This is a genomic window from Flavobacterium gillisiae (assembly GCF_900107635.1).
Classification (GTDB): Bacteria; Bacteroidota; Bacteroidia; order Flavobacteriales; family Flavobacteriaceae; genus Flavobacterium; species Flavobacterium gillisiae.
In genome coordinates, this window is the sequence record NZ_FNRD01000008.1 from 1 (window position 1) to 17,826 (window position 17,826).

24 protein-coding genes and 1 pseudogene are annotated in these 17,826 nt (G+C 34.1%); 15 read left to right on the plus strand and 10 right to left on the minus strand.

Annotation, left to right across the window (positions count from 1 at the left end; translation table 11 throughout):
• Nucleotides 1-227: 227 nt before the first annotated feature.
• From BLV35_RS11660 to BLV35_RS11670, 3 genes are all read right to left on the minus strand, one after another.
• A complete protein-coding gene (locus BLV35_RS11660; RefSeq protein WP_091090091.1) occupies nt 228-896 on the minus strand; it encodes a DUF5932 domain-containing protein in 669 nt (222 codons plus the stop codon).
• A gap of 12 nt (nt 897-908) precedes the next feature.
• Nucleotides 909-2,603, minus strand: a complete 1,695-nt coding sequence (locus BLV35_RS11665; RefSeq protein WP_245712056.1) for a tetratricopeptide repeat-containing sensor histidine kinase — start codon at nt 2,601-2,603, stop codon at nt 909-911.
• A 76-nt stretch (nt 2,604-2,679) separates the two neighbouring features.
• Complete coding sequence (locus tag BLV35_RS11670; RefSeq protein WP_091090099.1) at nt 2,680-2,913, minus strand: hypothetical protein; 234 nt, start codon at nt 2,911-2,913, stop codon at nt 2,680-2,682.
• 345 nt (nt 2,914-3,258) lie between these two features.
• On the opposite strand from BLV35_RS11670, the gene BLV35_RS11675 reads away from it, so the two are divergent.
• The 3 genes from BLV35_RS11675 (at nt 3,259) to BLV35_RS11685 (ending at nt 5,501) form a co-directional block, all read left to right on the plus strand.
• Nucleotides 3,259-4,137, plus strand: a complete 879-nt coding sequence (locus BLV35_RS11675; RefSeq protein ID WP_143031855.1) for a hypothetical protein — start codon at nt 3,259-3,261, stop codon at nt 4,135-4,137.
• Nucleotides 4,138-4,395: 258 nt separating this feature from the next.
• On the plus strand, nt 4,396-5,112 hold the full coding sequence (locus BLV35_RS11680; RefSeq protein WP_091090106.1) for a hypothetical protein: 717 nt from the start codon (nt 4,396-4,398) through the stop codon (nt 5,110-5,112).
• Between the two features lie 158 nt (nt 5,113-5,270).
• The gene (locus BLV35_RS11685) at nt 5,271-5,501 is read left to right on the plus strand and encodes a hypothetical protein (RefSeq protein WP_016990229.1); all 231 of its coding nucleotides are present in this window, start codon (nt 5,271-5,273) and stop codon (nt 5,499-5,501) included.
• 205 nt (nt 5,502-5,706) lie between these two features.
• Here the strand turns inward: BLV35_RS11685 and BLV35_RS11690 are convergent, their stop codons facing one another.
• Nucleotides 5,707-5,955: a hypothetical protein gene (locus BLV35_RS11690; RefSeq protein ID WP_143031856.1), complete on the minus strand. Its 249-nt coding sequence runs from the start codon at nt 5,953-5,955 to the stop codon at nt 5,707-5,709.
• Nucleotides 5,956-6,039: 84 nt separating this feature from the next.
• Nucleotides 6,040-6,459, minus strand: a complete 420-nt coding sequence (locus BLV35_RS11695) for a hypothetical protein (RefSeq protein ID WP_091090112.1) — start codon at nt 6,457-6,459, stop codon at nt 6,040-6,042.
• Between the two features lie 172 nt (nt 6,460-6,631).
• On the opposite strand from BLV35_RS11695, the gene BLV35_RS11700 reads away from it, so the two are divergent.
• The 7 genes from BLV35_RS11700 (at nt 6,632) to BLV35_RS11730 (ending at nt 11,489) form a co-directional block, all read left to right on the plus strand.
• Nucleotides 6,632-7,027, plus strand: coding sequence for a hypothetical protein (locus BLV35_RS11700; protein ID WP_016990226.1), 396 nt, complete (start codon nt 6,632-6,634; stop codon nt 7,025-7,027).
• Nucleotides 7,017-7,550: a YqiA/YcfP family alpha/beta fold hydrolase gene (locus BLV35_RS11705; RefSeq protein ID WP_016990225.1), complete on the plus strand. Its 534-nt coding sequence runs from the start codon at nt 7,017-7,019 to the stop codon at nt 7,548-7,550. Before BLV35_RS11700 ends, BLV35_RS11705 begins: the two co-directional genes overlap by 11 nt.
• Before the next feature lie 85 nt (nt 7,551-7,635).
• Nucleotides 7,636-8,925, plus strand: a complete 1,290-nt coding sequence (locus BLV35_RS11710; protein ID WP_091090116.1) for a PDDEXK-like family protein — start codon at nt 7,636-7,638, stop codon at nt 8,923-8,925.
• Between the two features lie 210 nt (nt 8,926-9,135).
• Nucleotides 9,136-9,717 carry a hypothetical protein gene (locus BLV35_RS11715; RefSeq protein WP_029596901.1) on the plus strand — a complete coding sequence of 194 codons (582 nt, stop codon included), beginning with the start codon at nt 9,136-9,138 and terminating at the stop codon, nt 9,715-9,717.
• Nucleotides 9,718-9,727: 10 nt separating this feature from the next.
• Nucleotides 9,728-9,934, plus strand: coding sequence for a hypothetical protein (locus tag BLV35_RS11720; RefSeq protein WP_016991356.1), 207 nt, complete (start codon nt 9,728-9,730; stop codon nt 9,932-9,934).
• 59 nt (nt 9,935-9,993) lie between these two features.
• Nucleotides 9,994-10,896, plus strand: coding sequence for a helix-turn-helix transcriptional regulator (locus BLV35_RS11725; protein ID WP_016991355.1), 903 nt, complete (start codon nt 9,994-9,996; stop codon nt 10,894-10,896).
• 17 nt (nt 10,897-10,913) lie between these two features.
• Nucleotides 10,914-11,489: a hypothetical protein gene (locus BLV35_RS11730; RefSeq protein WP_016991354.1), complete on the plus strand. Its 576-nt coding sequence runs from the start codon at nt 10,914-10,916 to the stop codon at nt 11,487-11,489.
• Nucleotides 11,490-11,922: 433 nt separating this feature from the next.
• Here BLV35_RS11730 and BLV35_RS11735 read toward each other — a convergent pair whose 3' ends face one another.
• On the minus strand, nt 11,923-12,129 hold the full coding sequence (locus BLV35_RS11735; protein WP_232226431.1) for a hypothetical protein: 207 nt from the start codon (nt 12,127-12,129) through the stop codon (nt 11,923-11,925).
• Between the two features lie 1,100 nt (nt 12,130-13,229).
• On the opposite strand from BLV35_RS11735, the pseudogene BLV35_RS19740 reads away from it, so the two are divergent.
• A pseudogene (locus tag BLV35_RS19740) lies at nt 13,230-13,649 on the plus strand (DUF6943 family protein).
• Between the two features lie 113 nt (nt 13,650-13,762).
• Here the strand turns inward: BLV35_RS19740 and BLV35_RS19295 are convergent.
• The 4 genes from BLV35_RS19295 to BLV35_RS11760 are packed head-to-tail and all read right to left on the minus strand — an operon-like array spanning nt 13,763 to nt 15,369.
• Nucleotides 13,763-13,936 carry a hypothetical protein gene (locus BLV35_RS19295; protein WP_016991037.1) on the minus strand — a complete coding sequence of 58 codons (174 nt, stop codon included), beginning with the start codon at nt 13,934-13,936 and terminating at the stop codon, nt 13,763-13,765.
• Nucleotides 13,926-14,186 (minus strand): hypothetical protein, encoded by a 261-nt coding sequence (locus BLV35_RS11750; protein ID WP_091090120.1) that lies wholly within the window; start codon nt 14,184-14,186, stop codon nt 13,926-13,928. The genes BLV35_RS19295 and BLV35_RS11750 overlap by 11 nt, the downstream gene beginning before the upstream one ends.
• Before the next feature lie 3 nt (nt 14,187-14,189).
• The gene (locus BLV35_RS11755; protein WP_091090123.1) at nt 14,190-14,612 is read right to left on the minus strand and encodes a DUF5675 family protein; all 423 of its coding nucleotides are present in this window, start codon (nt 14,610-14,612) and stop codon (nt 14,190-14,192) included.
• Between the two features lies 1 nt (nt 14,613).
• Nucleotides 14,614-15,369 (minus strand): hypothetical protein, encoded by a 756-nt coding sequence (locus tag BLV35_RS11760; RefSeq protein WP_091090127.1) that lies wholly within the window; start codon nt 15,367-15,369, stop codon nt 14,614-14,616.
• A gap of 304 nt (nt 15,370-15,673) precedes the next feature.
• On the opposite strand from BLV35_RS11760, the gene BLV35_RS11765 reads away from it, so the two are divergent.
• The 4 genes from BLV35_RS11765 to BLV35_RS11785 all read left to right on the plus strand — a co-directional run bounded on the left by BLV35_RS11765 (nt 15,674) and on the right by BLV35_RS11785 (nt 17,825).
• Nucleotides 15,674-15,898, plus strand: coding sequence for a helix-turn-helix domain-containing protein (locus BLV35_RS11765; protein ID WP_016991033.1), 225 nt, complete (start codon nt 15,674-15,676; stop codon nt 15,896-15,898).
• Complete coding sequence (locus BLV35_RS11770) at nt 15,898-16,230, plus strand: HipA N-terminal domain-containing protein (RefSeq protein ID WP_091090130.1); 333 nt, start codon at nt 15,898-15,900, stop codon at nt 16,228-16,230. The genes BLV35_RS11765 and BLV35_RS11770 overlap by 1 nt, the downstream gene beginning before the upstream one ends.
• On the plus strand, nt 16,223-17,179 hold the full coding sequence (locus tag BLV35_RS11775; RefSeq protein WP_449403928.1) for a HipA domain-containing protein: 957 nt from the start codon (nt 16,223-16,225) through the stop codon (nt 17,177-17,179). The genes BLV35_RS11770 and BLV35_RS11775 overlap by 8 nt, the downstream gene beginning before the upstream one ends.
• 382 nt (nt 17,180-17,561) lie before the next feature.
• Nucleotides 17,562-17,825 carry a helix-turn-helix domain-containing protein gene (locus BLV35_RS11785; RefSeq protein WP_091090135.1) on the plus strand — a complete coding sequence of 88 codons (264 nt, stop codon included), beginning with the start codon at nt 17,562-17,564 and terminating at the stop codon, nt 17,823-17,825.
• The last annotated feature ends 1 nt before the right edge of the window (nt 17,826 follow it).

Genomic DNA, 17,826 nt, shown 5'->3' on the forward strand with positions numbered 1-17,826 from the left:
TTAAACTGAACAAACTTTTTGTATTATTGTAATATCTTTCAAAGTGGCACCATTTCAACCGAAATGGGTGGCACGGTCCGACCGAAATACCCAACTAGTTCTATGCTCGATCTAAATAGTACTATAAAAGCAAGACTAGCAACCTTGCGAGGATCTGATACTAACTTAGCAAATAAAAAAAGGATTTGATGATGCCAAAAGCTCTGAAAAGAGTTAGGTTTTGCTCGTTAAATAATCCCTAAATCCTTAGCTATAGCGATAAGATGTACGGTATTGTTTGCCTTAAAATAAATTTTAAGCTTATTGACCCGCTTTTCAATAGAACTTATACTATTGGGGCTAATGCCTTCTTGTTTCAATACCGTTTCCATTTTCTCTTGCGATAGACCAAGGGAGAGATGCCTAATCAACTGCACGTCATAGTTGTCTATTTCACTTGTAGTCTTGTCTTGAAGCAAGTTTAACAATTCCGGTGAAATATTTTCCGGTTCATTATTGTACGCTTTTTGAATGGCTCTTTTAAGATCATATATGGTGTTTCTCCCTTTTAATACATAGCCATCTATGTTAAGCTCGTCAAATAATAATTTGATACGGTGTGCTCTGTTTTCAATCGAAAAAACAATAATCTTAATGTTAGGGAACAACTGTTTTACTGCAGCTATTAATTCTTCACCAGAATTGAGTTTGTTCACCTGATGATCCTCTTTAAAAGATAAATCAGAAATTAGCAGTTCAAAAGGAGTACCATCAATATGTGCTTTTTTAATTTTTAACAAAGCTTCATCACAATATTTTGCATATTGAATTTCGGGAACATCAAGTTCCTTGAGTATTTGAGCCGCACCCACATCATTAAAATCTATATCATCTGCAATTAAAACTTTTGTAAACATATTATTGTTGTATTATTTAGGAAGTAAAATTTTAGCTTTGAAACCTTTATTAATTTGAGAATCAAAAGTAAGTATTCCTTTTACTGCCTGAATACGGTTTTCCGCATTTTGGAGTCCATTTTTTAAAATTAGTTTTTCGGTGAAGCCTACTCCATTATCTGAATAGTCAATTTTTACATTATTTTGATCGCTATCAAAACCAATTATCACAAAATTGGCTTGGCTGTATTTTTTCATATTGACCATCAGCTCTTGCAATACTCTTTGCAGTGCTATCTTTTTTTCGTTTTGAACTTTTGACCAATCTATTATATTTCCATTTTTTATAATAACTTCGACACTGTCACTTTTATAACTACTGAGCATTTGTTTGAGATTGTGTTCAAAACTTTCTCCTGTCTCTATCGTACTATTCTCCTTAGAGAAATCTCGTGTTCTAACATATATTTTATCAAGATTGTCTAACAGCGTTTCCTTTTTTATAGGGTTTTGTAAATCTTGGGTTTCCGCAAAAGTCATCGTATAAAAAACATCATTAGCGAGTTCATCATGAAGTTTCTTAGAAATTCGAGTTTCGGTATTGTAACTTGCTACTAATAGTTCTCGTTTGCTTTTATTTCTAGAATAATGGATAAGGAAACTGGTTCCTCCAAGTAGTACAACGAATCCAAAACTGAGCAAGTACTTTTCGTTTTTTTGCGTTTCAAGTTGCAAAAGGGTTTCTGCTCTTTGCCCCTTGTATTTTATATTTTCCAAAGTCGCTTCTCTGGAATCATACTTAATTTTAGCAAACTGATTTTTAGCATTGTTTCGTACTGTTTTAATGCTATCATTAAGATTTACAAACAATGCGGCATAAGCATTTACCCCTCTTTCTAGATTGTAAGACATTAAGAGTTCCAATGCTTCCAATCGTTCATCTATACTTTTATACTTTGTGGCTACCTTATAAGCCTCCAATGCATTCTCCTTCGATTTTTGATAGTCTCTATTTTGATAAAAATCCGCTAAATGCAAATAGCTTTTAATACTACCATAGGAGTCATTAATTTTAGTTCTGATTGCTAAAGCCTGGTTCATTAAAACTAGTCCCTTTTGAATTTGATTGTCTTTGTAATATGCAAATCCCAGATTGTCAATAATTCTAGCTTTCTTATTCTGTAGTGTATCTAAAACATCCGATTTTAAAATGGGCTCTAAAAGAGCAATGGCTTTTTTGTACTTTTTTTGTTCCGTATATACCGTAGCGATATTATTGAATGCTACCATTCTAGAAACAGAATCTTTTACCGATTTTAAAATTGTAGTATAATAACGAACGGCGTCATCGTAATTTTTCACTTCTTTTGCTGAAATCCCAAATAAATTATTTGCGGCCATTTGATATTGCAAATCACTATTTATGTACGGTAAAGCTTCGGTCAAAGTTTCTTCGCTGCTATAATAATCGCCATAGGTCTGTTGGATATGTGCCATTCCGAGTAGATTATAAGCAATGTAAGAACTGTCCCCCAAATTTTCAAATAATTCTTTGGACTTATTATAATAATAAAAAGCACTATCTGGCTTATTAGCAACATTATAAGAATCACCTATGCCTGAGTAATTAATAGCTTCAGTCTTTTCTAGGCTATCTTGTTTTGTAGAAATATCAATAACTGTTTTTACATTCTTTTGACAAGACACAATTAAAAGCAAAAACAGCACAATAAAAAACGGGGAACGGAACATATAAAGTTTCTTTCCCCGAAAATAGTATTTAATTGTAAATTAAAGCTTTTTATTATGGCTTTTTTGGAGGTGTAATAATAATTATTTCATCACCAGGATCTTCACTTGCACTAGCCGTGTTTGTGTTAAGAACAGAAATACTGTCTCTTTCCATTGATTTTAGGTTTTCTTTTTGAATTGCGAATTCCTTTGATTGCGCCGTTGTACTATCAATAGCATCCGCATCACAGGATACCATAACTAAGCCCGATACTGCAAAAGCAGCTATAAAAAATATTTTTTTCATGATTGTAATTGTTAAAAATTGGACATAGGTTTGGCCGTTCGATATCTTTAATCGAATAATTAATATTGGCTAAACCATTAAAATGAGAACAGTTTGTTTTGGTTTCGGGAAGTAAAGTGAGCTAGTACAGAACCGTTTAATTATACTTCCCGGAATAAAAATTCTGTTCTGTATAGCGTCACTTTTATAGAAGTAGTTTTGTACATTTGTCCTTATCGCGAAATAGAACAACAACTAATTCTGAGGCAAAGTAATGATGCTTCTGAAGTAAAATTGATACGGAATTCCTATGATTCCCAGTATGACGAAGGATTCCTGAAAATTCCTAAAAATTCCTTTAAGCTTATGGTGAAAAATACTTTAGAAGATTATAAAGCAACTATTAAATTGAAGTACGAGATAGAAAAAATGGGAAGTCATTCCAGTTTTTTGCTAAATCCTTCACGCGCTAAATTGAGGAAATTGTGTGCCGAGTTATTTAAAAATGATGCAAACGCTGATGATTTAAAAAGCTTTTCTGCTTTTTTTCAATTTGATTTTGTTCCAAATTGTTCCAATAAATTAAAAGATCAAACAGATAGATTCAGGCCTATAGAAACCTTTTTTAAAGGAGAAACAGATTTAACTGATATTGAAGCGGTGAATATTGCGGCAATATTGGTTGGCTTTAATCCAAGACCTTACCTTAAATTTTCAAAAATAGAATCTTTTAAAAAAGAGCTTAATCTTATTGATAGTCATGAAGGTACAGTTGTACCCAAAGTTACCGGAGAAGAGAAAGTTGCAATAAATAACAACATGGAGAATGATGGAATAATTCAACAATCATTCTTGGTGAAAAAACAAATGCGATTTTTACAGACACCGCAAATTATTCCCGCAATGCTTCTGATTTTTATCCTAGGTGGTTTCGTATATTGGTTTTTAACAAAAAAAACGTGTATGCAATGGCAAAAAGACCATTATGAAGCGGTTGTCTGTGAAACTGAAGAACTCGGCATTGTAAATTTATACTCCAAACTGCCCATGAATGAAAATATGCTAACTTTTAAAAAAATTGAGGTCTCGGATACAACAACTTTTTTTAAGCATAATAAACCCATTTTATGGTATTATAAAAATGGAGATCATCTTGATTTTTTTAATGCCCCAGGTTTCCACCCTGAAAATGAAAAAACATTAAAACCGATTACACAATATATGATTGATAAGTACGTGAAGTAAGCCTTATCTACTAAAACAATCAGCGATACTTCGATAACTACAATCGTAAACCGTTCACATCCCCTACTCACCATTCCAAATCATATAAAAATTACTACCCATAAAGATAATTGCAAACAATTTATAATTAAAAAGAATTCATTTTCTAATGGTCAATTCGCAACAATAATTTCTAATAAAGTAATTCCAATATAATTATTACCGCGACATCTCTTGTCGTTACACTGCCTTAGTTTTGCTGCTCAAACAAACAACACTATGGAAACCTATTTTCATCTTAAAAATAATTTAACCTACAGATTAAACAAAAACCAATTGGGTGAATGCACTTGCCTGGAAGCACTACGATACCTTAAAGGCATTTATACTAATAAAGAACGTTTTCAAGAACGCTATTTAAAAAATATCGCTTCAATTCCTGAATTGCATAAATTACATTCCTATCTATTAAACAACTATGATTCGGTAGAAGCTTTTTCGTTTAAAGAGGCTTTCCAAATAGAATCATTGGGATTTAAAAGGATGGTTTTCGACAGCATCAACATTACTGAAATGATTAATAATCTTGGAGCTACAAGATTACAAGTTGCAGGCAAACAAGTGACAAGAAAACAATACGATCATTTCGGGGATTCTTTGCCAGAGACAAACTACCATGTCATTTACGAAACCTATACAATAGACGGCAGATTGTTAGAACTAAAACTAGACATCAATTTATTCGCCGTGAAGTGTTGGTGTACCTCGACTAACAAGGAACATTGGTTATGGATTGAAGAAGAATATAAAGACGATCCCCTTGCAGCAATTGCCAGTACATTCCGTTTTCATGAAAATGTCATCCCACACATCAAAGAATTAAAGCGACAGGGAGATATTATGCTCGTTGAAATGAAAACAGAGGTGAATCCTAAAGGTAAAATCATCCCGCTAACAGCAGACCAATATTTTAATCTACTAACTGCAGAATCGTAATCTAAAAAAGTAGTGAGATCAAACATTGATATCCCTAATTTTATGTTCATCGTAACTCTTGAAACCAAATGATTATTACTTGATTAAAATAATTTGCAAATTCAACAAATAAATTTAAAAATCAAATATTAAAGTACTTAACTAAAAAGAACCGTATAATGAAGAACCGTATTACACTAGAACCATCAACAAACACCCACACACTTGAAGCAAAAAACATTGAAGTGGAAGATTTAGAAACCGGGATCCTAAAACTAATAATTATAGGGGAGGGAATTGTCACGCATGGAGAACATGGCACCTTAAAGACCGAATCGCCTCATGTTCTTAAATATGTGCAACAAGAATTGAATCCGGTAACGAATGCTTTGCAAAACGCTTTTGATTAAAACATTGATTACGACAAAACGAGAATATATTTAATTTATAAGATAGTTAGAATTAGTACTTGGTTCATCATATTTACTGTGGCATAGAAATAAGTCAATAGTATTGTTATGATGCAATTGAACTTCTTTCTTATAAATATTTCGATATTTGGTCGTTGCTTTTTTGAACAAGACCAAATTATTTTTTCAAATTTTCACACAGAATTCAGATACTGCGTCGTTCTATTGTTAATTTGAACAAAAATAAATTTATTTTAAAAGCGCAACTGCTTTTTGAGCTTTTTGGTGACTCCATTTCATTACTTATATGACCTTCATTTATTGAGTTTTTTTTATTTAAAGCACATACGATAAGCAATTGTGACGACGCTAATTCAATAAGTTCTTCTGCTTCTAAATATTCTTTGATTTTTTGGTTATACCGGTCTTTAAACGAGAGCTTTTGAGTTTCCATTTTTATTTTTTTTTCAAAATTAACCGTGAACAAAGACAAATGGTGTCGTTGCAATCAAAAGTTCTTATTTACTAAGCAAAGAATTTATCTAATCAAACAGACTAGGACCCATTTTTCTGGTAAACCCTCAAAATAATAAACAGCCGACCCATACCGATCTTTAACACGAAGAGTTTGACCATCTATGAAATATAAAGCCTGCCCGTATTTATCCTTTTCGCGTATAGTTAATCCGTCAAAGTAATAGATTTTAGCACCGTATCGATCTTTAATTTTAGCCGTGTTACCATCCATAAAATATATTTTATCTCCGTATCTATCTTTAATTCTAATGGTTTGACCATCATAATAATAAAGGGGCTTACCATATTTGTTTTTTGATTTCAAAGTCAAACCATCTACATAAACAAAGGCGTTGCCGTATCTGTCTTTTTGCTTTACACTTTGTCCAATAATAGCATTTGAAAAAAGTAGAATAATTAGAATAATAACTTGCTTTCTCATATATTAAAGGGTAGTTTTAGTGGTCAATAATTCTTATAAAAACTTTGTTCCTCTAAATTACAGCTACTTTTAAAAATAACCGTTAGAAAGACGAATGATTTTAAATAACCGATTTAACAACGTCACGTTTTGGCGCTATAACCCACTATTTTTACATAATAAATAAGAACGGATGACTGTAGAGGAAATAAAGCAAAAAATACTGGAAACACATCCATCGTGGGACTCCACTGGAGATTCCATAGACGACGATAAATATGCTGAAGTACAAGAAGGCTACATTAGAGAACTCATATCAGATTATTGCGAAGCGCAAGGCTACGAGGCTGAAGGATTTCCAACGAAACAAAAGGAACTAGGTAAAACGAATGAAGATTATGACGAAGACTATTTTACATGGGAACGATATGAACGATATATAGACCTCTTGTGCCTTGAAAAAGAAGACGTTTTAGAATTACGCTTTTTCTACTATAATACCTTTTGGCCGGACCAAGTGACTTCTAAAGAAGAGTTAGTAGCGGAAATTATATTAAATTTCAAAAACAACTTATACGATGAATTTTAAAACTGAAAATCAACAACACATGAATATTTTATACCTACACGGGCTCGAGAGCAAACTAAATCCGCAAAAACGATCCGTTTTAGAACGTTTCGGAACCGTTATTGCACCTGACCTAGATTATCACAACAATCCTAATGTTTTTGATTTACTTAAAAAACTAAATGAAGAGAAACGATTTGATGTTGTAATTGGCAGCAGCATGGGTGGTTTTATGGGCTATTATTTTGCCAACACCATCACATGCCCTGCACTACTCTTTAATCCGGCTTTGCCACATAGACCAGTTCCTCTAAACATTCCTAAGATAAATACTTCAAATACTGCATCGCTTCTACATTTTGCATTAGGTGGTCAGGATGATATCATCAAAGCCAATGATAATTTAAGATGGCTCTCTGAAAACAGACTACCAAATACTGACATTAAAATTTCAATTCACAACCAAATGGGGCATCAAATTCCATTGGATGTTTTTGAAATGGAAGTAACAGGATTCTTCAATGAATTGGATCTTTTGAAATAAAATTAATCTTTCCTACGCCCTCAAAAATTAGCTTTGTCAAGGTCGTAGTTTGAATCAATTACAATTATAATAAATAAAAAAATACATGGATAAACATCAAAATTTATTAAAACAAGTTGGCTTTTTACTAAATAGCTACAATAAATTAGCAAAGATAACAGGTGAAAACTTTAATATCTTCTCAGTAATGGGAATGGAAAGCAACGAGGTAAAAACACACTCAGCTATTATTGGTCATTTACTAGATCCTAATGGAAGTCATGGCCTAGATAATATTCCTTTAGAGTTATTTATCAAACAAATTATACCTAACTCAGCTGAGAAAGAACCGTCAGAAGAAGAAAACTTAATCTTAAATCGATTCAATCTAGACATTAAGAGTTGTCAAGTAAAAATTGAAGAACATGTTGGTAAAATAAGTGATGATTATTCAGAAGGTGGACGAATTGATGTTGTGGTTAAAGACAATGTGAATGGTGCAATAATTATTGAAAATAAAATCTACGCCGAAGAACAAAAGAAACAACTTGTACGTTACAGTAAAGCTTATCCCAATGCACCAATTATATTTCTAACCTTAGATGGTCACGATTCTACTTCAACAAATGATATAAATACAGTAATTGATGTAGAAAGTAATAAAAAATTAGAAATAAATAAGGATTACTTTTTAATGTCTTATGAAAAAGATATTTTAGAATGGTTAGAAAATTGTTTAAAAGAAGCTGTTAAATTCCCAATGTTAAGAGAAGTGCTTCAACAATATATTTATTTAATAAAAAAATTAACTCACCAAACAACAAATGCTAAAATGAAAAAAGAAATAACAACCTTAATTAAAGATAATTATTTAGAGTCTACTGAAATTTATAATAACTTTATAAATGTAAAACTCAATATACTAGCTGATTTTTGGGATGAATTAGCAGAGTCAGTTAAAACAAAAATTGACAATAGTAAATGGGAAGTTAAAATAAATAATAAGTTTTTTACTGGGAATTTTAATTTTTTACTAATTCACGAAAAAGGAAAAGAAAGTATTTATTTCTACTATAAGTATAACATAGGAACGAGTAGTAATTTTGTTACATTTCATGGAATAGTTTTGAATCCTAAATTACTCGCCAAATATAAAGGAAGTGATATTTGTAAAGAATTAAATTTAGCCGGTAATCCAGGGAAAACTTCCGTAATATACAATACGACAAAATTATACAACCTTAATGACGATAACATTATTGCCGAGCTTTTATCTGAAACTTCGAAGAAAAAAATTATCGATAATTATTCTGAAAAGATTAAGGATTTTATTTCCGAAGAAATGCATGTATTTGACAAAATTTCAAAGTATATCGATAACGCGGAAAAAAAGTAAATCCAAATAATCCCTTCTAAAATCAATACATTTTTCTAATCCAAAAAACCCAATATCGTCGCAAAAAATAGCTATTGTTTTTAATTTTTGAAAAGAGACTAAGTCCACTTATCTTACATGTTGTTTACCGTTTAATAATCATCTTTTAAATTTAAAACGGTACGTCACGAATTGGCGCTATCAAAGTCTTATTTTGCATCAAACAAATAAATGATGATAAATAAAACACGTTCAAATTTTACATGCCGTTCTGGTGGCGCAATTGGTGCGGACACCTGTTTTGAAGAAATAGCTGAATCTTTTGGGGTTGCTGTTGATGTTTATTCCTATAAAACAAAAACGCATACCAGCAAAAACAAAGTCGAATTAACCGAAGCTGAATTTCAAGAAGGTATAGAGCATGTAGAAGTTGCTAACCATACGCTTCAAAAATTAAACTATCAACGATACTTTAAGTTATTGGCTCGTAATTGGTTTATCGTAAAAAATGCCAAACATATTTACGCTATAACTACCATTAAAAAAGTGAAGGGGAAAGAAATGGTGGCTGGTGGAACAGGATGGGCCGTTCAAATGGCTATGGACAATCACAAATCCATTACCATTTTTGACCAAAAGAAAAAATCTTGGTTTATCTGGGATTATACTTTACAACAATTTCAATCATTGGAAACAGCCCCTAAAATAACTAACATTGATTTTGCTGGTATTGGAGCTCGTAATATCAATGCGGATGGAATCAAAGCGATAGAAAATTTGTTTGAGAACTCATTTAAAAAACCAAACCTTTAAAAATTGTGTTATGAAAGAACTACGAATTACATTAACGGAAGAACAGCACGAAAAACTGAAAGCAAAACTAAGTAACGAGGGACAAAAAAATTTAGAACACAGCACGCTTTCTGGATTCTCTATTACGCTAAACGAAGCTTTCGCAGGTATGTCATGGCTAACGGTTGATATGAACGGTGAACTAGATTTGGGTGAAGTGGACTGGAAAATAAACTAATTGACATAACGACACCATTTGACGCTCTAAAGCTGTAAATTTGATTAAAATAAAAAGACATGTCCAAAAAACAATTCATAAAACGCTATTCTCTAGTTATCAATCGTCTTCGTAAAGGCCCTGCTAGTTTTGAGGAAATTCAAACGTTTTTAGCGCAACAATCAGCCTTAGATGAAGAAAAATACACCATGTCCAAAAGAACACTTCAACGGGATTTAAAAGAAATTCTTTCCTTATACAACATTGAGATAAAAAGTAATAGATCTCAAAATAGGTACGAAATAATTGAAGATGAGAATGATGACAGGAGCGAACGCTTAATGGAAAGTTTTGAAATTTTAAGTGCTTTAAATTTGTCCAAAAATTTACAAAATCATCTTATTATTGAAAAAAGAAAACCTTTAGGAACAGAGCATATGCATGGTCTACTGCATGCAATTAAAAACCAATTGCAAGTGCAGTATAATTATGAGAAATATTGGGATTCTCAAGGTGAAACAAAAGAAAGAACGGTTTTTCCTCTAGCATTAAAAGAAGCTCGAAATCGATGGTATTTGATAGCACAAGACCCTATTGATGGAGTTGTAAAAAACTTTGGATTAGATCGCATTTCAAACTTAGAAATATCGAACACTAAATTTATCTATCCAATAGCTTTTAACACCGAGGAACAATTCAAACATACTTTCGGAATAATTAATAGTGAGAAAGAAGCACAAAAAATAATCTTAAAGCTGTCCAATGCACAAGCCAATTATATTAAATCTCTGCCGCTCCATCATACCCAAAAAGTAGTTTCTGAAGATGAATCCAAATGTACAATTGAACTCTATTTATGCCCTACTTATGATTTTGTAATGGAACTAATGTCAATGGGGAAAGAAGTAAAAGTGTTAGAGCCTAAAGAATTGCAGGAAGAAATAATATCAAAATTGAAAGCTAGTTTAAACAGTTATTTATAATAAAATTCAATTCTGCAGTGCCTAAGTTAAAAATCAATATTTTCGGAGAAGGAATAGAAATCAGACAAGTACAATTGGACGCTGATAGGTATCAGCAATGGACAGAAATCGCATTAAAAAAGAAACGATTACTGCCTGACTTACTGTTGGATCCGTTTTTCTATTATCAATTAAAAGATAGTAGCATTACTTCTATTTTAGATTTAAATGCCACCGTAATATCAGGGGTCTTGGATAAACCAAAAAGCCAAATTGAAATTTGGTTTAACCGGCACAAAGTGTTGAAAGTAAAACCAAACCAGCTATTCAATGAAATGGTATTATTTCCATTATACCAAATCGAGAAAAACAGTGCTTTCAATTCAAACGAATTAGAACCAGGCCTCTATAGTATCAAAAAGGAAATTGGATTAATTGCATCGTTAGAATTACAAATTGCTACCGATCGAATTGAAATAGATGATTTTACTTTTACAACATCCGTATTCCAAAACGAGCAATTTCTAACTGATATCAAATATCAAAACCAAAACTTGAATGTCTTAAAGAACGATACCCTTACAACTTATCAAACTGGTTTTGAGATAAAATAAGTACTGTGATATGCTCTAATACGCATAAAAGCAGAGTGATTATAGTTTATCAAACAGGGGATTTTTTTACCTTAGAAAGCCAAACGAGAGTACGTTTTATATAAAATCATACTCATTTTTCTCATCGTACTTTACACTTTTCTTAACGATTCACAAAAACAATTTAACATCAAAATGTGTGTTATTTAAAACAAAATAACCATCTTAGATTAGAATAACGGTCATTTTACCAACCCTTACCAACTCATTGTTTAAAAATTTTATCGTATCGCCATAATGCAATTTATCATCCTCTATTCTTGCTGAATAAAAAGAATAATTATTGATTAAGCTATCTTTAAATTCAGGAGATCATTTTTCCCTTGGGAATTTCTCTTGGAACTTTTGAAGGGCTTCATTAAAGTGTTGAAGGTAGTCGGGAAGCATTAACGAATTAATCTTTATATTTATTGAATATAAAACGAACCCACATCTTAATATCGTGAGGGTAAGCAAAAAGAGTGTCATTATCTTTCACCAAAGTTTTTCCAAAAAAGAATCTTTGAAAATCATTTTTAAAAGCAGCGGGTATCCTATCAACAGAAACGAAGTCCTTTACTGTTGAAAGATTTTTTAAAGATAATATGTCTTGCCTTGTCATTAACATAGTGTAAATTTAAGTAATTGATTCTAAATGTACACAGATTAATGGATATTTTAACTATGAAGACTATTTAATACCGTGAGAATAGCAGCGTATTTCTCTGTATTAATGAAGTATTTCTGTATTAAAAAGAACATTTCCGTTAAATATCACGGGCAATCAAGCGGTCTCCCTACGGTCGTTCCCTTTGTTCCGTTCGGCAGTTCCAGTCGCTTCACCCTGAACTCGTTTCAGGGTCTTTATCGTGATTTTCTTTAGGGTTTCCCTCCATTCCACAGACACTACACCGCACAAAAAAATATAGCAGTCCCGCTAAAAGAAAAGGCGGGACAGCTATTTTTTTTTGCGCCGTTCCGTTCCTCATCTCCACACGGTCACTTCCTGCGTTCGTCGGGGCTATTACAGCCACAATACAGCTTCATTCCGTTCCGCTACGCTACTCTGCAGTCAGCAGTATTATGTCTGTCGCCCCTTATCTTTTCAGCGGTTGCTCCTTCGCACAGCCATCGGGGTTGGCTCCGTTCGGTGAAAAACCTCACTTTGCCCTAAATCAAGGTTTCCCTCCAAAAAAAGTCGGGAGTGTTTTATTTTTTCCCCGCCGTTTCACGCTCCTATCCGCTACGTTTCGCTCCGTTTACCCTGATGAAAATCAGGGTCTCCTCCGCTTAACTCCCGCGTCTAGGGTGGCTATTCGATTGCCGCAACCCCGCCACTGCGCTCCTCATCCGCATAAAAAAGTTCCTTCTCGTCTAAAAAGACGAGACCACTTTTTTATGCTCCTTGCGGTGCTTGGGGGTGTTTAATTGCCGATTTCACAAGAACGACCCAAAAAGAAGAACAGTAACGAGAATATTTTGTGATACAAGAAAAAAAATAAAAAAAAGAAAGTAAAGGTAAGCTCCGGTTTCAAAAAGTAAAGTTCAAGCCCTCCGGGTTTTTGAAAATATCTCCATTCGCCGCGGCGAATAGTATTTTTTCAAAAAAACTGGACTCCTTTTGAAACCTCCTCTTCTTAGACGACTTTCTTTTTTTTTCTTTTTCTTTTAAAATATTAGGGTGCCGAGCGCAGCGAGGCACACAATCTAAAATCCGAAATCATGCCAAACTTCATCATCAAAACCCATCAGAAAGAAACCATTTACAAGGGAAACCAAATCTTTATTCTCAACAAAGGAATGAACAGCGGCAAGCCGCAAAAAGAGCCTTTTACCAATAGTTATGTGATCATTTTTTCATCTGACGAGGACGCCGAAATGATTTAATGGTTAGCATACAGCCTATGGCAAATGAAATTTTGGCATCAGCATCTTATTGGGTCCGTTATTCCATTTATCAGAATTAAAAACTTCAAAACCGAATTTGACCAAAAAGTAAATCAATTACTTTACGACTTCGAGCAGCATCAGAAAGATATTGATGCAATCAAAGCGCTAGAACTACAAAAAGAACATCTGGAGAAAAATCTAAAACTGATTAATGAACTAAAAAAATGTATTTTGTCTAGGTACTGTCGGTAAACAAAAAAAAAGCCTAATCTTGCGATTTAGGCTTTCTTATAAAATTCAGTAAAGGTTACCACACAAAAACTGAATTTATTCTGAACTTGTTTCAGAATCTAATGAAACTGAATTTATTTTTTATTTTTGGTCAACCGCTTTAAAAGAAGTGAAACCAGAAAACTAACTATCGCTCCAACAACGGCTAAGATAATAGTTTTTAGAATATCTTCAGAAAGGATATTGGGTGCAATACTCAACAAAGTTCCTAAAATGGTGCCTGATTTTAAAGTAAGATTAGTCTCCATCGCTTCTAGATTTTGGAATTATTTCTTGTTCTGCCTTCGACAGGGCTGCTTCATCAACTGTAACCTGACTGATAGCAGAAATAACCCCTCCAGCAACAGCAATATATCCTGCAATACTTACCACAGCAACAGGCAAAACAACCGGCGCCGCAATCACACTTCCGCTTATGGCCAACAAAGCCAATCCAATGGCTCTCAAAATCCTAAAAAATTTAGGAGTTGGAGCTTTCGCTCGTTTTATTACATTCATAATTTATTTCTTTATCATTCCCTTTTGGGAATCTGATTGAATACTTATTTTCACTATTTCATTACGATCTAAAGCTGCGTAAACCATAGATTTCAGCTTTTCCAACGCTTTTCGGGAGGAACGGCCCTTTCCTACTCCGCTATGTTGCGTTACAGGAGCAATACAGCCCAATAATTCTTTTTTGGCGTCATTGGCGGGATGGATCAAGATTAAATCTCTTCCCGGAACATTTCTCAAATGCAAGTGCCATTTAAATTTTGGGCTAAACCGCTTCTGCAAAACATATTCTCCTTCCGGAATACAAGAGATACGCCTTTGATTTCCCAACCAAGGCAATTCGATGGTATAACAAACTAATGTGCCGTTCCATTCTAGCATCCCTTGCGTTCCTTCAGGAAAATAGATTCTGGTTAATACCAAAATCATCTTACAATCCGCTTACGCTAACCAAAGCTAACGGGTTGTAAGACCCGTTTTTCAAGGGATACATCTGGCCATTTACTTGTTGGTAAAACTCAACACCTAAAGCCAAAAACAACGGTTTTGTGCTGTTTGGGGTGACCGGGTTTACATGACTAATCGCCGCTGTTGCTGTCATATCCCATGGAAGAATAGCAGTTTCAGAATTTTTAGAAACGAAAGTCTCTGCCTCAAAATCAATTTCAGCACCAGCTGAAATAACTTTGAAATGGGTCGTTCCTCCTGGAGCTGCAATCATATTAGCGGGAATAAACGAATCCAAATCAACGCTGATATCTCCAGATACTCTGTCGATTATCCCTACATAGGGAGCAAACAAACTAGTCCCCAGTTTCCCTCTGATGTTGAACTCAAAACCAATAAGCAATTCCGCCTCACCATCAATTACATTTCGTAACCCACGCTCGCTAATCGTATCCGCTTGGATCACTTTTACCATCGCTTGGGTAAGTCGACTCACCACTCTACCGTCCGCAGAATTTAGAAGTAAGACTCTCAGAGCCGTTCTTAAAATTTTCCCAGCCTTGCCGGCTCTTCCAAATTCAGAACCGTTCTCACGCGTTCTTTGAAACGCAGGATCATTTTTGATTCTGCTGGCATCGATGCCTCCTTTTTCACGTGCCAAATGCCCGTCTTGGGTCTTGTAAAAAGTAATATCTCCAATAGTACCTTTCAACTTAATTATGCCTTTCTGTCTTGCCATAATTCCTAAAATTTAAGTTTATAAATTAATTTAAAATGAATTCAATCGTCATCCTGTTGCAACACCTTTCAATTGATTTGAATACAAATTTTAGCTAATTAAATCACATTAAAAAGGCCTCGACGACCAGATGGCACGATCAGACACAGATGGCATAAATCGACATAAATGACACTTGTGAGTTCGTTACGAGTTATAAATTTCTATATGCAATTACATATAGATTGTGTTTTAGCAAGTGAATTATATGCTTTTACATATAATTTCATATATTTGCTCTAATTCGATGTAAATGCATATAATTATGATAACACTAGCAGACTTTGTAAAAGAAAAAAGAAATGAAGTAAACCTTACCCAAGAAGCATTTGCAGAACGTGCTGGAGTGGCGCTGACCGTTATTCGAAAAATAGAACAAGGCAAAGAAAATCTAAATCTCGAGAAGGTAAATCAAGTGCTCCGAATGTTCGGGCATACCCTCGCACCGGTTAACGCACGAGAATTATCCAAAAATGAAAAGAAAGAATAATGAGAAAGGCTGCAATACATTATAAAGACGTCTTAGCGGGAATACTCACCGAAACAGATGAAGGAGACTATATCTTTCAGTATGAAGAACAATACATAAAGAAACATCCCAAGCAGTTCATTACGTTTACGATGCCAGTAAGTCCTAAAACATATACCGACAAACGATTATTCCCCTTTTTTGAAGGACTAATTCCTGAAGGGTGGCTCCTGGATATCGCATCCAAAAACTGGAAAATCAATCCCAATGACCGCATGGGATTACTCTTGGCCTGCTGCCAAAATTGTATCGGAGCCGTTAGTGTTCAACCAATATCAAATGAAAATGAGTAAGAAATGCGTATATTGTTATCAGATAGTAGAGGATACAATTGAAGGTGATTTTCACGAGCAATGTAGCTTAGCATTTTTTGGAACAAAACACCAACCTGCATTTGAACATACCCTACAACAAATGACCGCCTTAGCGCTAAATGTCGTGGAGCGAAGCGTAGCAGTACCTGGGGTACAACCCAAATTATCACTATCAATAGTAAATGACACGATTCAGGACGGGAATAAAGGACGTCTTACCGTGGTAGGTGCTTTGGGCGGTAATTATATTTTCAAACCGCCATCCGAACAATTCCCTGAAATGCCCGCAAATGAACATGTAACGATGCGCATTGCAGAAGCTTTTGGAATTAACACTGTAAAATCAAGCTTGATCCGCCTACAATCTGGCGAGCTTTCCTATATTACCAAACGCATTGATAGGACAGCTACTGGAGAAAAAATCCACATGCTCGACATGTTCCAAATCACGGAAGCTTTTGACAAATACAAAAGCTCGATGGAAAAAATAGGCAAAGCCATCAACGAATTCTCAGACAACACCTTACTGGACAAACTATACTTTTTGGAATTAGGAGTTTTCAGCTACCTGACCGGAAACAACGACATGCACCTGAAGAACTTCTCGATGATCAATACAGGGGATAGTTGGACATTGGCTCCAGCCTATGATCTGTTGAACGTGGCCATAGTAAACCCGGAAGACACCGAAGAACTAGCCTTAACGCTCGATGGAAAAAAGAAAAAACTAAAATGGGAGCATTTCCAAACACTAGGAACAAACCTTGGCCTTAACGAAAAACAGCTAAAAGGAATAGTAAAACGATTCCAAAAAAACAAACCAATTGCAATACAATGGATCAATAATTCATTCCTGTCTGAAGCATTCAAAGAAAAATACAAACTACTATTAGAGGAAAGATACAGCAGTTTATTTCAGCCTAAGTAAACAAGCACTTTTTTGTTTAATTTTACTTAGAAGTTTGGATAATAGAATTTTAAAGTAAGCCAAAGCCCAATCAAAGCTATAGATAGAGTATGAAAGCAGCAACCACGAGATTGTGTATCTACCCTAAAGACATACAACGTATTACAGGAAAGAGTTATCGCCAAAGCATTAGACTGTTGCAAAACATCAGAAAGGAGCTTAACAAGCTCCCTACGGAGTTTGTATCCGTGCAAGAGTTCTGCCAATACACTAGCCTGAAACAAGAGCAGGTAGAATTACATATTATAGGTTAAACTCCCGACTACCCTTTAAAAATATTTTACCATTATAATAGTTATATTTAATAAATTTAACTAATTTTGATTAATATAATGGTTATTTTATGCTAGATCCAATCACAATAAAATCGGTTAAACTCAAAATCGGAGCGTTTTGTAAAAACAAAAGGAAGGAATACGGTTTATCCCGAGATGAACTTGCCAAAGAGCTTGATATCTCCCGCACCACCATTCAGAATATTGAGAATGGCAAAAATGCCACATTAGATAATCTACTGAAAGTAGCCAATCATTTTAATGTCCTGGAAACCATTTTTCTTGCTATCGATACCCTAGATCAAACCGATAATAACATCTCATTGTACTAAT